13 protein-coding genes are annotated in these 11,968 nt (G+C 60.2%); 2 read left to right on the top strand and 11 right to left on the bottom strand.

All coding sequences use genetic code 11. The features are described from left to right. Positions 1 to 57 precede the first annotated feature (57 nt). Positions 58 to 576, top strand: a complete 519-nt coding sequence (locus ACODSD_RS03050; protein WP_488876756.1) for a hypothetical protein — start codon at positions 58 to 60, stop codon at positions 574 to 576. Between the two features lie 170 nt (positions 577 to 746). Here ACODSD_RS03050 and ACODSD_RS03045 read toward each other — a convergent pair whose 3' ends face one another. From ACODSD_RS03045 to ACODSD_RS03025, 5 genes are all read right to left on the bottom strand, one after another. Further along, positions 747 to 1,037, bottom strand: coding sequence for a hypothetical protein (locus tag ACODSD_RS03045; RefSeq protein ID WP_488876755.1), 291 nt, complete (start codon positions 1,035 to 1,037; stop codon positions 747 to 749). A gap of 142 nt (positions 1,038 to 1,179) precedes the next feature. Beyond that, entirely contained in the window at positions 1,180 to 1,728 is a 549-nt protein-coding gene (locus ACODSD_RS03040) for a hypothetical protein (RefSeq protein ID WP_488876754.1), read from the bottom strand. A 5-nt stretch (positions 1,729 to 1,733) separates the two neighbouring features. Beyond that, complete coding sequence (locus ACODSD_RS03035; protein ID WP_488876753.1) at positions 1,734 to 2,342, bottom strand: lysozyme family protein; 609 nt, start codon at positions 2,340 to 2,342, stop codon at positions 1,734 to 1,736. Next, positions 2,335 to 2,880, bottom strand: a complete 546-nt coding sequence (locus ACODSD_RS03030; protein ID WP_488876752.1) for a PAAR domain-containing protein — start codon at positions 2,878 to 2,880, stop codon at positions 2,335 to 2,337. The genes ACODSD_RS03035 and ACODSD_RS03030 overlap by 8 nt, the downstream gene beginning before the upstream one ends. Further along, complete coding sequence (locus ACODSD_RS03025; protein WP_488876751.1) at positions 2,864 to 3,211, bottom strand: hypothetical protein; 348 nt, start codon at positions 3,209 to 3,211, stop codon at positions 2,864 to 2,866. Before ACODSD_RS03025 ends, ACODSD_RS03030 begins: the two co-directional genes overlap by 17 nt. A 308-nt stretch (positions 3,212 to 3,519) precedes the next feature. Here ACODSD_RS03025 and ACODSD_RS03020 point away from each other — a divergent pair, with 308 nt between their 5' ends. Continuing rightward, on the top strand, positions 3,520 to 4,197 hold the full coding sequence (locus ACODSD_RS03020; RefSeq protein ID WP_488876750.1) for a B3/B4 domain-containing protein: 678 nt from the start codon (positions 3,520 to 3,522) through the stop codon (positions 4,195 to 4,197). 156 nt (positions 4,198 to 4,353) lie between these two features. On the opposite strand, the gene ACODSD_RS03015 is transcribed toward ACODSD_RS03020, so the two are convergent. From ACODSD_RS03015 to ACODSD_RS02990, 6 genes are all read right to left on the bottom strand, one after another. Then, a complete protein-coding gene (locus ACODSD_RS03015) occupies positions 4,354 to 5,466 on the bottom strand; it encodes an ABC transporter ATP-binding protein (protein WP_488876749.1) in 1,113 nt (370 codons plus the stop codon). A gap of 11 nt (positions 5,467 to 5,477) precedes the next feature. Further along, positions 5,478 to 6,977: a beta-N-acetylhexosaminidase gene (nagZ, locus tag ACODSD_RS03010; protein ID WP_235085571.1), complete on the bottom strand. Its 1,500-nt coding sequence runs from the start codon at positions 6,975 to 6,977 to the stop codon at positions 5,478 to 5,480. Further along, a complete protein-coding gene (locus tag ACODSD_RS03005; RefSeq protein ID WP_107801329.1) occupies positions 6,974 to 7,843 on the bottom strand; it encodes a carbohydrate ABC transporter permease in 870 nt (289 codons plus the stop codon). Before ACODSD_RS03005 ends, nagZ begins: the two co-directional genes overlap by 4 nt. Before the next feature lie 9 nt (positions 7,844 to 7,852). After that, entirely contained in the window at positions 7,853 to 8,716 is an 864-nt protein-coding gene (locus ACODSD_RS03000) for a carbohydrate ABC transporter permease (RefSeq protein ID WP_107801328.1), read from the bottom strand. Between the two features lie 249 nt (positions 8,717 to 8,965). Beyond that, entirely contained in the window at positions 8,966 to 10,225 is a 1,260-nt protein-coding gene (locus ACODSD_RS02995) for an ABC transporter substrate-binding protein (protein ID WP_227105885.1), read from the bottom strand. 191 nt (positions 10,226 to 10,416) lie between these two features. Next, the gene (locus tag ACODSD_RS02990; RefSeq protein ID WP_488876748.1) at positions 10,417 to 11,799 is read right to left on the bottom strand and encodes an OprD family outer membrane porin; all 1,383 of its coding nucleotides are present in this window, start codon (positions 11,797 to 11,799) and stop codon (positions 10,417 to 10,419) included. Positions 11,800 to 11,968: the final 169 nt, after the last annotated feature.

Here is an 11,968-nt window from a genome sequence, read left to right as displayed (position 1 = left end):
CGCGGGCCTTGCCGCGCCAAAGCTGCTACTCTTTGCTTTCCTAGCCTGAAGCCAGGCATGCAGTGGGAGCCTGATCTATTTGAGCGAGGCAAGGCGCCGCGGCTGAAGAATACGGTAGTGGGCGTTCTGAAGCGGCGTTCGCCGCGCAAAGCTTCGCGCAGCGCAGGCATTGAACAGGTTCTACGACCAATGGGAGGCTTTATGTCCGTAAAACGTCCATTTCGTCATGATGAGCATTCCGTCGCCCAGACGGAGTCCTTGCAGGAGCCCTCTTTCGCCGTGTGTCTGCCGGCGCGTTTGCGTTTGTACTGCCAGTTGGTACCAGCCACGGCAAGCAATCAAGAGGCTTACCGGATGGGCCGCGCGTTTGCCGGCCATTACATGGCCTACGTGGCGGAGCACCCCTGCTATGCGGAAGATTCGCTGTTGGCGCGCATGGCGGAGCACGCCGATTTCACTGCGGAAGGGTTGGAAGGCGAATATTGGGCCGGCTTTTTTTCGCTGATAGAAGAGGCGGTGCTCAACGCGGTTGAACTCCTGGACGCGGATGGCAAGACGGGTGGCTCTATCCACTGAGCTCGCGCCATTGCGGTTTCTGCCCGGCCATGGCGCCGGGCTTGCTATTTGTGCCCGGCTTGCTTGGTTTGCTGCATGCTGCTTTAGAAGCTGACGCCGCTTAGCTGCGGGCTGTTCTTATCCACAGCATCCAAGCCCGCATGTCTAGCGGTGGGCATCCATCACTCGGTTCATTCCACAATACCGAATACTTCATTCCATTTCTTCAATTCAGCTACGACTTCAGGGTTTGCGTTGTATTTTATCAGCAGGCGTTTTTGTTGTCGTTTAGCACGCTCACAATACTTATTCACCTCCTTGGTGACTTCGCGTTGTCTCGCGTCACCCATGCCTGTTATCTCTCCTGCTAGATGTTCACAGGTTTCAGCATTATCTATGAAGATTTTTACGTCCTTATTGTTGAGGTTGCCGGCATATAGATTGCTGGAGAGTATTGCCAAAATTGCGATTGGTTTTTTCATGTAGGTAAATAAAATAAAATCCACAGCGTCGCTAACATATAATTAAATTTTTGATTAAAACCCAAATTATTTTTAATATTCTTGTTTTTTTATTAAATATGTCTTTTGATTTAGCGGTCGGATCATTTGGTAAATGTGCTCATTATTTACAGCCTTGTGTAAATTTACCAGTTTCCAGGTCATGTGTTTGACATGATGATGGAGAGTAGCGGCGACCATTATAAGAAAGCCTTGTCAAATAGCACTTATTAACTCGGCATTGCGCTTCTTCAATGTCATACATGCCTTTTTCGATAGTCGATAGCACCTTAAAGTAATCTGAGTTACCTGAATAGATCACCTTATCACCTTGTGCTATCCAATGCATGAAGGTATGTGCTCCATAAAATGAATTGAAGTATGGTGTCGATTTAGGTCTGACAAATAAATAATTATGTGCTTTGAGTGATAAATTAATTTGCTTACTGGCAAAAAATTGCTTGTAATCTTTGGATAGCGCTTTTTCTTTAATCTCCTCGTCTATTTGCTTAGTCATATTCTCTAAAGTAACTATTTTATGTGCCAAGTTGTTACTGACACTTGACCATTTTTCAGTACTGTCCTCTGTTGCAGAGTAAAAATTTTTATTTGTCTCAGCGAGAGAAATGCTTGGAATAAGTACAGAAATCAATAGGGTCATTCTTTTTTGCATGTTATTTACTCTTTAGTTATAGCCCCGCCATTTTTTCGGTACATGTTTATTACGTGCTCGTAGCTTTTGTATGGTTGGCCTTGAACCCTATTTTTCATGCCTTTACCCAAGGGAAGCGAATTCCAAGTACGTGCAGCATTACCAATGGCAACAGACATGTCCCCGGCTACGACGGCCTCAATCGCCTTTGACTGTCGTAACCCCTCCACTGCAATTAAATCTTGAGTGTGAGGAGAAAAGTCGGTCAGCCCCATTTTTTTGATACCATTTTCTAGCCAGTTGGCTCTATTTATTTGATATCGCCCAGATGCTGATGTCTTGCCATCAATGCCTGGACCTGGGTGAGTGGAGTAGTCTTTTATTCTCCACTTGTCATTTTTCTTACCTTTAACTCCTCCATACATTAGATCATAATCACCGCCTTCTGTTTCAGAGATAGTGTCTAGAAATGCCTTAACATTTTGGTGTTTTAAATATTCTTCATTTTCTATTTTCCTTATTTCTTGACGCGACAAAACCTTAATTCTCTTTGGATCACTATTTGTTGTTGGTGTCGTCTTTATCTCGGCAACAAGAATTTTATGACGGATGAGTGTGGTGGTGAGTCTAGTCATAATCGTAACCTAGAAAATATATTTTTATACTCTCTGCTGTATTGGTACTAGAAAGTATATGAGTAAAACCTTTGGCATCGGTTACACCTTTTTCAATCTCACCAGATGCTCGTTCGATCATATAATTTGCGCCGACAGCAGCTGCACCGCTATCATCGTGTAATTGGAACCGTTCATTGAACAAGCTCTTCTCTATGCCTGCTATCATCGCACTCAACGGCGACGGAACGAGTGGTGGCAGCTCGTCTTCGCTGGTTGAATTGCTTTTCAGTTGTTGATTGGCGATCAGTTTGGGCGGCGGTTCGCACTGGCAGATGCACAGATCGCCTTCCAGCGCGGCTTGTTTGCCATGCCAGATTTCCGATGTCCGCGGCGGCACGCAGAGGATGCGGCCTAGGCGGTTGCAGGCCGGACAATGAATGGGGTCGCCTTCAACGGCCAGTTCCCTGCCCTCGATGCGTCCTTGCCCGCTGGCGGCTACGATGACGCCGCCGGCGGTGGTGCTTGCTCCAAGGCAGCAGTTATATCTCTTTGACAAGGTCCGGGCTCCAGTCAGGGTCCAAGAAGCCGGGGATGGGTTTCCCTTCGTATTCATCAAGGAAGCGCAAGCCATTGGGCGGGCCCGAACGGATCTTGTCGCCGTTGCTGAGCGGGCTGCCTATCAGCGCCAGCGATTTACCGGTTTCCCTGTTATAGAAAGCGTAGCCGCAGCCAGCGCTGACGATGGCGGTGCTGCCGTCCGGATATTCGACAATATCGCCGGTCTGACCCACTTTTATATTGTCGCAGGCGATTTTGCTGGTGGCTTTCAATACTCCGCCTTTTTGGCTCACACTCCCATCCAGTGCAACTTGATGCCAAGTTCCCATGATTGCACCTCTGATTATTTAAAAATAATGATGATTTATTTAATAGTAGGTGCCGGCAACTGGCTTAAAGACTAGTATTTCTATTTGCATTCCATTGCGTTTATATAAAAAAATAAATACATTAAAAATGATTGATGCTTTGCTTATTTTTAATGATGGGTTATTTATTGGCAGTAATGGTTTTTATTGAATGGGTAGCCAGAAATCATAATGGATTCAGTTTCACTAATACCCCAGCAAAAAAACGCGTTTCCCCTTTGTCCGCGGCGGGCCTATGCTGAGGCGGATTCAACCGTGGAAAGTCCGAGATGCAGATTGCCCTGAGCCCCGCCTTATTGTCCCGTCTGCCGCAGATCCAGGTCAGCGGCCTGATCGCGCTGGAGATAGACGCTGCCGCCTTGCCCGCGCGCTTGCCGACGCTGCCGGAGCCGGAGCGCGATCTGGATGCGTTGCTGCAAGCCTGGAAGCAGTTGTACAAGGACTTGCCCGGCGACAAGAAGGCGCGCTGTTCGCTGGAATACCTGGTCAAGGCGGCGCAAAAGGACAAGCTGCGCAGCATTCTGCCGCTGGTGGACTTGTACAATCAGGCGTCCTTGTCGAGCCTGAGCCCGTTTGGCGGCGAGGATATCGCCAAGCTGGGCGGCGTATTGCAATTGGATCTGGCGGTGGGCGACGAGTCCTTCCTGCCGTTGGGACGGGATCAGGCGGAAACGCCGCAGCCGGGCGAGGCGGTGTGGCTGAACGGCGAGCGGCGGGTGGTGTGTCGCTGTCTGAACTGGTTGGAGTCAGACCTGTTCAAGCTGGATGCCGGCAGCCGCGACGTGGTTTTCGTCAGCGAGCGCCCGGATCAGGGGTTTCCTTCCGGCGCGGCGGGCATGGATTGGCTGGCCGAGCAACTGCGGCCGCATGCCGGAAGGCTGCTGCGTTTCGAACTGGACGCGGCGCGGGCGAGCTTTGAACTGGCCGCTGTGGATAAAGCGGCGTGAAGACGCCGGCTTGTGGGTAAGTGGCGCAGGCCTGTTTTTAGCCGAGCATCGTCGCGCGGCGATGGCGGCTTGTGGATAAAACGGCAGGATAAGGTTTTCTGTGGATAAATGAAAAAGGACGCGATCGCGTCCTTTTTGCGTATGCGCTGCCGTTGTTCAGACCGTCTCGGTCTGGGCCTGCGCTTGAGTCGTCAGCCGGGGCAAGGCCTGGTCCCGAGCGTCGAACAGATGACAGTGCTCGGCGTCCAGCGCCAGGCGGCAGGCGCTGCCGGCCGGCGGGGCGGCGTCCTGGCCGCCCAGCTTGACCGCGATGGGCTCGGCCACGCCGTCGGCCTGGACGTAGACGATCTGCACATCGCCCAGGTGTTCGACCAACTGCACCGTCGCCGGCACGCCGGCGTCGGCGAAGCGCAGGTGTTCGGCGCGCACGCCCAGGGTGGCGGCGTCGCCGGCGCGTCCCTGGAAGGGCAGGCTCAGCCGGTGGCCGCCGGGCAGTTCCAGCGCCAGGCCGGCCGGGCCGTCCGCGGCGATGGCCGCCGGCAGGAAGTTCATCTTGGGCGAGCCGATGAAGCCGGCGACGAAGCGGTTGGCCGGGCGCTGGTAGAGCTCCAGCGGCGTGCCCACTTGTTCGATGCGGCCGGCGTTGAACACGGCGATGCGGTCGCCCATGGTCATCGCTTCCACCTGGTCGTGGGTGACGTAAATCATGGTGCTGCCCAGTTCCTTGTGCAGACGCGCCAGTTCGATGCGCATCTGCACCCTGAGCGCGGCGTCCAGATTGGACAGCGGCTCGTCGAACAGGAACACCTCCGGCTTGCGCACGATGGCGCGGCCGATGGCCACGCGCTGGCGCTGGCCGCCGGACAGGGCCTTGGGTTTGCGGTCCAGCAGGTGTTCGATCTGCAGGGTCAGCGCCGCGCGGTGCACGGCGGCGGCGATTTCCTGCTTGCTTTTGCCGGCCAGCTTGAGGCCGAAGGCCATGTTTTCCCGCACCGTCATGTGCGGATAGAGCGCGTAGCTCTGGAACACCATGGCCACGCCGCGTTTGGACGGCTGGATGTCGTTGGCGAGCTGGCCGCCTATCCACAGTTCGCCGGCGCTGATGTCTTCCAGGCCGGCGATCATGCGCATCATCGTGGATTTGCCGCAGCCGGACGGGCCGACGAAGACCATGAATTCGCCGTCGCGGACGGCGAGGTCGACGCCGTGGATGACCGCGTTGCCGTCGTCGTAGACTTTTTTAATATTGCTGAGCTTGAGGTGGGCCATATCGAATCCTTTTAGTGCAGGCGCGCCGGTAGCGCGCCCGCGGCGTCTATCTCGCCGGCCAGCCATTGGGCGACGGCGTCCAGCGCCGCGTCGGCAAAACCGTAGCTGATCAGCGCCGGCGCGTCGAGATCGGCGGCGGCGTAGGGGTTCCACAAGGCCAGGTGCAGGTCCGGCCGCCATTCGGCGCGCTCGCGCGCGCCGTAGCGTTCGCGGGTGGTGGAGGCGACCACGGTGTAGCGGCCGTCCTGAGGCAGCCGGCGCCAGTCCAGTTCCTCGCGCCGCTGGTAGCGGATCACTTCCAGGCTGAAGCGGCGCGACAGCTGGGCGATCAGCCGAGCGATCAGCGCGTCGGCGGACAGGCCGGCCTCGGACACGCCGTCGGACGGCGCCTGGTCCTGCACCACCAGGCGCAGCGTGGCGCCGGCCGGCGGCCGTTGCGGCTGGCCGTGGGCGGTCAGCGCGCGGCGCCAGGCGTCGGCGAACAAGTCGGCGTCGGCGGCGCGCTGCGCCGCGTCGTAATCGCGCTGACGGCTGGGGTAGCGCCGGATCAGCGCGTCCACGCGCGCGGCCGCTTCTTGCAGCCGCGCCTCGCTCAGCCGGCCGGCGGAGACGGCGGCTATCAAGGCCTGCTTGCTCTCCTCCATTTCGTCTGGGAATTGCAGCACCAGGCTGAGGTCGGCGCCGGCGGCCAGCGCCTGCGCGCTGCCCTGGGCCTGGCCCCAGCGTTCGCGGATGGCCTTCATATTCATGCCGTCGGTGATCACCACGCCCTGGTAGCCCAGCTGCTCGCGCAGCAGTTGCTGCAAGATGGCCGGCGACAGCGTGGCCGGCCAGTCCGCGTCCAGCGTGGGAAAGCGGATGTGGGCGCTCATCATGCCGGGGGCGAGGTCGGCCAGCGCGGCGAACGGCGACAGTTCGTAATCGCGCAGCTCGGCCTTGGGCTTGTCCACCACCGGCAGGTCCAGGTGGGAGTCGGTATGGGTGTCGCCGTGGCCGGGGAAGTGCTTGACGCAGCAGGCCACGCCTTCGGACAAATGGCCGTTGATCCAGGCGCGCGCCAGCCGCGTCGCCTTGAGCGGGTCCTCGCCGAAGGAGCGTTCCGAGATCACCGGATTGGCCGGGTTGTTGTTGAGGTCCAGCACCGGGGCGAAGTTCCAGTTCACGCCCAGGCTGGCCAGGCCGCGCGCCACCGCGGCGCCCACTTTCTCGGCCAGTTCGGCGTCGTCCACCGCGCCCAGCGCCATCGCCGACGGCGCCGCCGGCAGGAACAGGGTGCGCATCACCGCGCCGCCTTCCTGATCCATGCCGATCAGGATGTCCTCGCCCAGCGCGCATTGCAGATCGGCGATCAGCCGGCGGATGCTGGCCTCGTCCGGCACATTGCGGCGGAACAGGCAGATGGCGCGCGCGCCCAATTCTTGCAGGAAGGCGGCTTCCTCATCGCCCAGGCGCGGGCCGGCCACGTCCACCATCAGCGCCTGGCCGGCCAGTTGTTGCAGGGTATCGCTCATTTGACGGCTCCATCGAATCCGCGCAGGAAGTAGCGCTGGGTGAACAGGAAGACCAGCAGGATGGGCAGCACGGTCAGCACCGCGCCGGCGGCCACCACCCGGGTCTTGAAGCTGAAGGCGCCGGACAGGTAGAGCACGCCCACCGACAGCGGGAATTTGTCCGGGCTGGACATCACAATGGACGGCCAGATGTATTGGTTCCACGCCGACACCATGGTGAGTATGGTCAGCGCCGCCAAGGCCGGGCGCGACAGCGGCAGCATGATTTTCCAGAAGATCTGCCAGTCGCCGGCGCCGTCGACGCGGGCGGCGTCGATCAGATCCTGCGGCACGGCTTCGAAGGCCTGCTTCATCAGGAAGATGCCCACCGCGCCGGCCAGCGTGGGCAGCACCACGCCGCTGTAGCTGTCGGTGAGCTGCAGCTTGGACACGGTGATGAAGTTGACCAGGAAATTGACTTCGCTGGGCAGGATCATGGTGGCGAGGATGGCGCCGAACACCAGCTTGCGGCCGGGAAAACGCATCCGCGCCAGCGGGTAGGCGGCCAGCGCGCTGACCAGCAGGGTGCCGGCCACGGTGGCCAGCGCGATGACGACGGAGTTCTTGTAGAAGGCCAGCAGATCGATGCTGGACACCGCTTCCTTGAAGTTGTCCAGACCGGGGGCGCTGGGCAGCAAGGGCGGGGGGAAGGCGAACACGTCGCCCTCAGTGGACAGCGCGGTGACCAGCGTCCACCAGAACGGATAGACGGTGACGACGGCGATCAGGCTCAGCACCAGATAGTGCAGGCCGCGGCCGGCCAGCTTGCTCAGCCGGGCGCTGTGGCGGCGGGCGGCGGGCGCGGCGAGGGTGGCGGTGTTGTGCATGGCGTTTCCTTAAGCGTCGCGTGGCTGCAGATAGCGGAAGTTCAACCAGGCCAGCGCCACGCAGAACACCGACATCACCAGGCTGGCGGCCAGCGCGCGGCCGAAGTTCAGCGATTTGATGCCGAACTCGTAGGCGTAGAACAGCGCGGTGTAGGTGGATTGCATCGGTCCGCCCTTGGTCATGATCTGCACCTCTTCGAAGGCTTTGACCGCGGCCAGCACCGACATCACCGAGCACAGCAGGATGGTGGGCGCCAGCAGCGGCACGGTGATGCGCCAGAAGCGCTGCCAGGCATTGGCGCCGTCCAGCTGCGCGGCTTCGTAGATGTCGGCCGGCACCGCTTGCAGGCCGGCCAGGTAGAGCACCATATACCAGCCCAGGCCGCGCCAGACGGTGATGAACATCACCGCGAACAGCGCGATGCGGTCGTCGTTGAGCCAGCCCACCGGTTCGTTGATCACCCGCAGCCAGTGCAGCGCGGCGTTGAGCACGCCGTCCTCGGTGTACATGAAGTTCCAGATGATGCCGATCACCGATACCGAGGTGACCACGGGCAGGTAGTAGGCGGCGCGGAACCACTTGATCGCCGGCAGCTGGTTGTTGACCAGCACCGCCAGCAGCATGGCGACGATCTGGATCACCGGCACCACCAGCAGGTAGACGGCGGAGTTTTTCAGCGAGGCCAGGAACAGTTCGTCGCCGAACAAATCGCGGAAATTGTCCAGGCCCACCCAGCGCGGACTGTCGATCAGATTGTACTGGGTGAAGGCGATGAAGCTGCCGAAGCCCACCGGCCAGAAGGAGAAAGCCAGCATCAGCAGCAGCGCCGGGGCCAGGAACAGATAGGCTTGCAGCGTGGTCTTGGTGCGCATGGGCAGAACCTTGTGACGTAGCGGCAGGCCGGCGCCGGGATGCGGCGTCGGCCTGCGGGTTGCGGGGCGGCGGGGTCTGGGACGCCGCCGCGTTCAAGCGCGTATCAGAACCTGTTTACGATCTGCTGCGCGTCGTGAGACGTCACACGGTGAGTACCGCTTCGAAATGCTGATGTAGCACGCGTACATTCCGCTTTCTCAGCCGCAACGCCTTGTCTCGTCTTCGCTCGCGAGATCGTAAACACGTTCTCAGAGCTTGCCGCTCCAGAACGCCGCCGCCTCGTCCAGCGCGGCCTTGGGGTCCTGGCGGCCGGTGACGGCTTTTTCCACCGCGGCGGCCAGGCGGGCGGACAGCACGTCCGGATCCTTGACGCCGGCCAGGTAGATGGTGCGGGTCTTGTCCAGGCTGGCGGCGGCCACGCCTACGGCTTTTTCCGCCGCGCCGGCGTCATTGGCCACTTTCTGGAAGTAGGGGTCCTGCGCCGCCTTGCGCGCGGTGGGCAGGGTGCCGGCCAGTTTGGCGAAGGCGAGCTGGTTGTCGGCGTTGGTCAGGTAGTTGCCGAACTTGCCTATTTCCGGCAACAGCGCCTTGTTGACGTTGCGCGCCACGCCGAAGTTGAACATCCAGCCGCCGGCGGCGATGCCGGTGGGGCCGATGGGCGCCGGAGCCACCTGGGTGGACTGGTAGAGCTTGGGCGCTTCGTCGCGCACCCGGGTCAGCGAGGCCGGGGTGGTGACCAGCATGGCCATGCGGCCGCTGTTGTAGGCGGCGATGGAGACCTGGAAGTTGTCCTGGGCGAACAGATTGTCCTTCAGCAGCGCGCCGGACTTGTAGGCGTCGCCCAGTTTTTTCAGCATGGCCACGTGGGCCGGGCTGTTGAACACCGGTTTGCCGTCCTTGAGCAGGGGCAGGCCGTTCTGGATCAGAAAGCCTTCGATCTTGGTGGGGCCCAGCGCCGGCGCGAAGCCGGCGACGCCGGTCTTGGCCTTGATGGTTTTGGCGTAAGCCAGCTGCTCGTCCAGCGATTTGGGCGGCTTGGCCGGGTTGAGGCCGGCTTTCTTGAACAGTTCGGCGTTATAGGCGATGACGTTGGCGCCGTTGTAGTGCGGGAAGGCGTAGACCTTGCCGTCGAAGGTCACGTCCTTGATCGCGCCGTCCACGTACTGGCCCTTGTTGATTACGCCGTCCAGCGGCTGCAGCAGGCCGCTTTGCTTGTAGTCGTAAGCCCAGGGCACGTTCAGGTTGACCAGGGCCGGCGGCTTGCCGGCGCCGACGGCGGCGGTGAACTTGGACTGGATCACGTCCCAGGGGTAGTCGGTCCATTTGATTTCGACATTGGGGTTCTGGGCGTTGTATTTGCCGACCAGATCCTTGAAGTAGCCGTCGAATTTGGGCGACAAGCTCATGGTCCACACTTCCAGCACCGGTTTGTCGGCGGCCAGCGCCGGCAGGGCGACGGCGCAGCCGGCGATGAGCAGGGCGGCGCGAGCGAAGGCGTTGAGTTTCATGATGGTTTCTCCTTGGAGGCCGGCGCTGGCGGGCGGCCAGTCTGACGGCGGACTTGCTGTGTTGTTATGCCATTTGATTGGCGTTTTTCCGCATTGTGGCATTGAAGTGGTGTCAATGAAAGCGAGACCAGTTCAATGCCAGTGAGCCGGCGGCCGGACGGGGGAGGAAGGGCCCCGGCCGGCCGCGCGGATCAGAAGGTCTTGCTGTAGGAAGCGATCACCTTGACGTCGTTGCGGTCGGATTTGCCGTAGAAGCCGTCGGTGCGCAGCCAGGCCGGGTAGACGCCGATGCTGGCGCCCTTGAACATGCCGCTTTGCACGCTGTAGCCGATGCTGAAGTCCACTTCGTGCGCCTTGGTGTCCGCCTTGCCCGGGTTTTTCATTCCGGTGGCGTAGTTGCCGGACAGGCCCACGGTCAGGCCGGGCACGCCCACCTTGGCCAGGTCGTAGTTGACGCCCAGCTTGTAGACGGTGGTGCCGTCCCAGACGAAGTCGTCCAGCTGGCCCCAGGTCTGGATGAAGTTGCGGTTGTCGCTATTGCCCCACGGCGTCATGCGGAAGTTCAGTTCGCCGGAGTCCGGGGCCTTGGTGTAGCCCAGGCCGCCCATCAGCGTCCAGCCGTTGGTGGCGTAGCTGACGCTGCCGCTGGCGTGGTATTCGTTCTTGGGGTTCTGGAAGCCGGAGAGCTGGGTCTGGTACTTGCCGGTGAAGTAGTAGCCGGTGGCGGTCAGCTTGTCGTCGCCGTTGAGCTGCCAGGAGTAGGAGCCGGCGATCTGGGCGTTGCGGCGGTAGTCCTTGCCTTCGCCTACGCCGACGTCGACGAAGCCGTTCTTGGGCGCGTAGCGGAAGCCCAGGCTGTTGACGTAGTCGACGCGCTTGGCGGCGCTGCCGTTGCTGCGGCCCTGTTCCCAGGAGTTGCTCATGTCGCGGAAGCGGGTGTCCCATTCGTTGCGGAACTGGTCGGCCCAGCCGTAGCCCACTTCGAAGTCGCCGAACTTGTATTTCATTTCCACGCCGCGGTAGGCGTGGGATTGCAGGCCGCCGGAGGTGCCCAGGGTGCCGATGCCTATCGGGGTGTAGCCGGCGCGGGCGGAGAAGCCCTGGCCGTCCTCGTGCTGGCGGAATTTCAGCGCCGCCTGGCTCAAGACCACGGCGCTCTTGTCCACGCCGCCGGGCTGGGAGCTGTCGTTGACGTCGTGATTCAGCACTTCCGACCAGCCCTTGCCGCTGTCCAGGCGGATGGCGGCGTGGGCGGCGGCGTCGAAGCCCAGCTTGTTCCAGGCGTAGCCGGAACGGAAGTTCAGGCCCAGGTTGAGCGCGTTGACGGTGATGTCGTCGCGGTTCTTGCCGTTGGGCGGGGCCGGCCAGTCCGCCTGGCGGTTGCGGCCGTAATAGATGGCGCTGACGGTGGTTTCGGACTTGGTGATCAAGTCGTAGACGTCCACCGGTTCGAAGGTGGACGGCGCGCCCTGGGTGGGCGAGGTGTCGTTGGTCGGAATCGAGTCTTCCGCCGCCATGACGACACAGGGCAAGGCGGTCAACAGCAGTAGGGCAAGCTTGGTCGGCTTAGGCATTTCAGTCACTCCAATCACGTGGCGACACCTCTGGCGGATGTCCTGCGCTAAAACTATCTGGTCTTTTACTGGTTCTCAATTGGTATCTCATTGGTATTGCAAAATAATTCGTCATATTGTTGCAATGCTGCCATGCACATGGGTTTGCTGGAAGTAGCCGTTCTTTGAC

This window comes from Chromobacterium sp. FG22, from assembly GCF_057809415.1.
The sequence above is the reverse complement of the archived record's forward strand: the minus strand, read 5'-3'. Positions and strand labels throughout refer to the sequence as shown.

Bases quoted from the DNA above. Each gene is read 5' to 3' on its own strand.
- ACODSD_RS03050 (WP_488876756.1), top strand. From the start codon at position 58: ATGCAGTGGGAGCCTGATCTATTTGAGCGAGGCAAGGCGCCGCGGCTG.
- ACODSD_RS03045 (WP_488876755.1), bottom strand. From the start codon at position 1,037: ATGAAAAAACCAATCGCAATTTTGGCAATACTCTCCAGCAATCTATAT.
- ACODSD_RS03040 (WP_488876754.1), bottom strand. From the start codon at position 1,728: ATGCAAAAAAGAATGACCCTATTGATTTCTGTACTTATTCCAAGCATT.
- ACODSD_RS03035 (WP_488876753.1), bottom strand. From the start codon at position 2,342: ATGACTAGACTCACCACCACACTCATCCGTCATAAAATTCTTGTTGCC.
- ACODSD_RS03025 (WP_488876751.1), bottom strand. From the start codon at position 3,211: ATGGGAACTTGGCATCAAGTTGCACTGGATGGGAGTGTGAGCCAAAAA.
- ACODSD_RS03020 (WP_488876750.1), top strand. From the start codon at position 3,520: ATGCAGATTGCCCTGAGCCCCGCCTTATTGTCCCGTCTGCCGCAGATC.
- ACODSD_RS03015 (WP_488876749.1), bottom strand. From the start codon at position 5,466: ATGGCCCACCTCAAGCTCAGCAATATTAAAAAAGTCTACGACGACGGC.
- nagZ (WP_235085571.1), bottom strand. From the start codon at position 6,977: ATGAGCGATACCCTGCAACAACTGGCCGGCCAGGCGCTGATGGTGGAC.
- ACODSD_RS03005 (WP_107801329.1), bottom strand. From the start codon at position 7,843: ATGCACAACACCGCCACCCTCGCCGCGCCCGCCGCCCGCCGCCACAGC.
- ACODSD_RS03000 (WP_107801328.1), bottom strand. From the start codon at position 8,716: ATGCGCACCAAGACCACGCTGCAAGCCTATCTGTTCCTGGCCCCGGCG.
- ACODSD_RS02995 (WP_227105885.1), bottom strand. From the start codon at position 10,225: ATGAAACTCAACGCCTTCGCTCGCGCCGCCCTGCTCATCGCCGGCTGC.
- ACODSD_RS02990 (WP_488876748.1), bottom strand. From the start codon at position 11,799: ATGCCTAAGCCGACCAAGCTTGCCCTACTGCTGTTGACCGCCTTGCCC.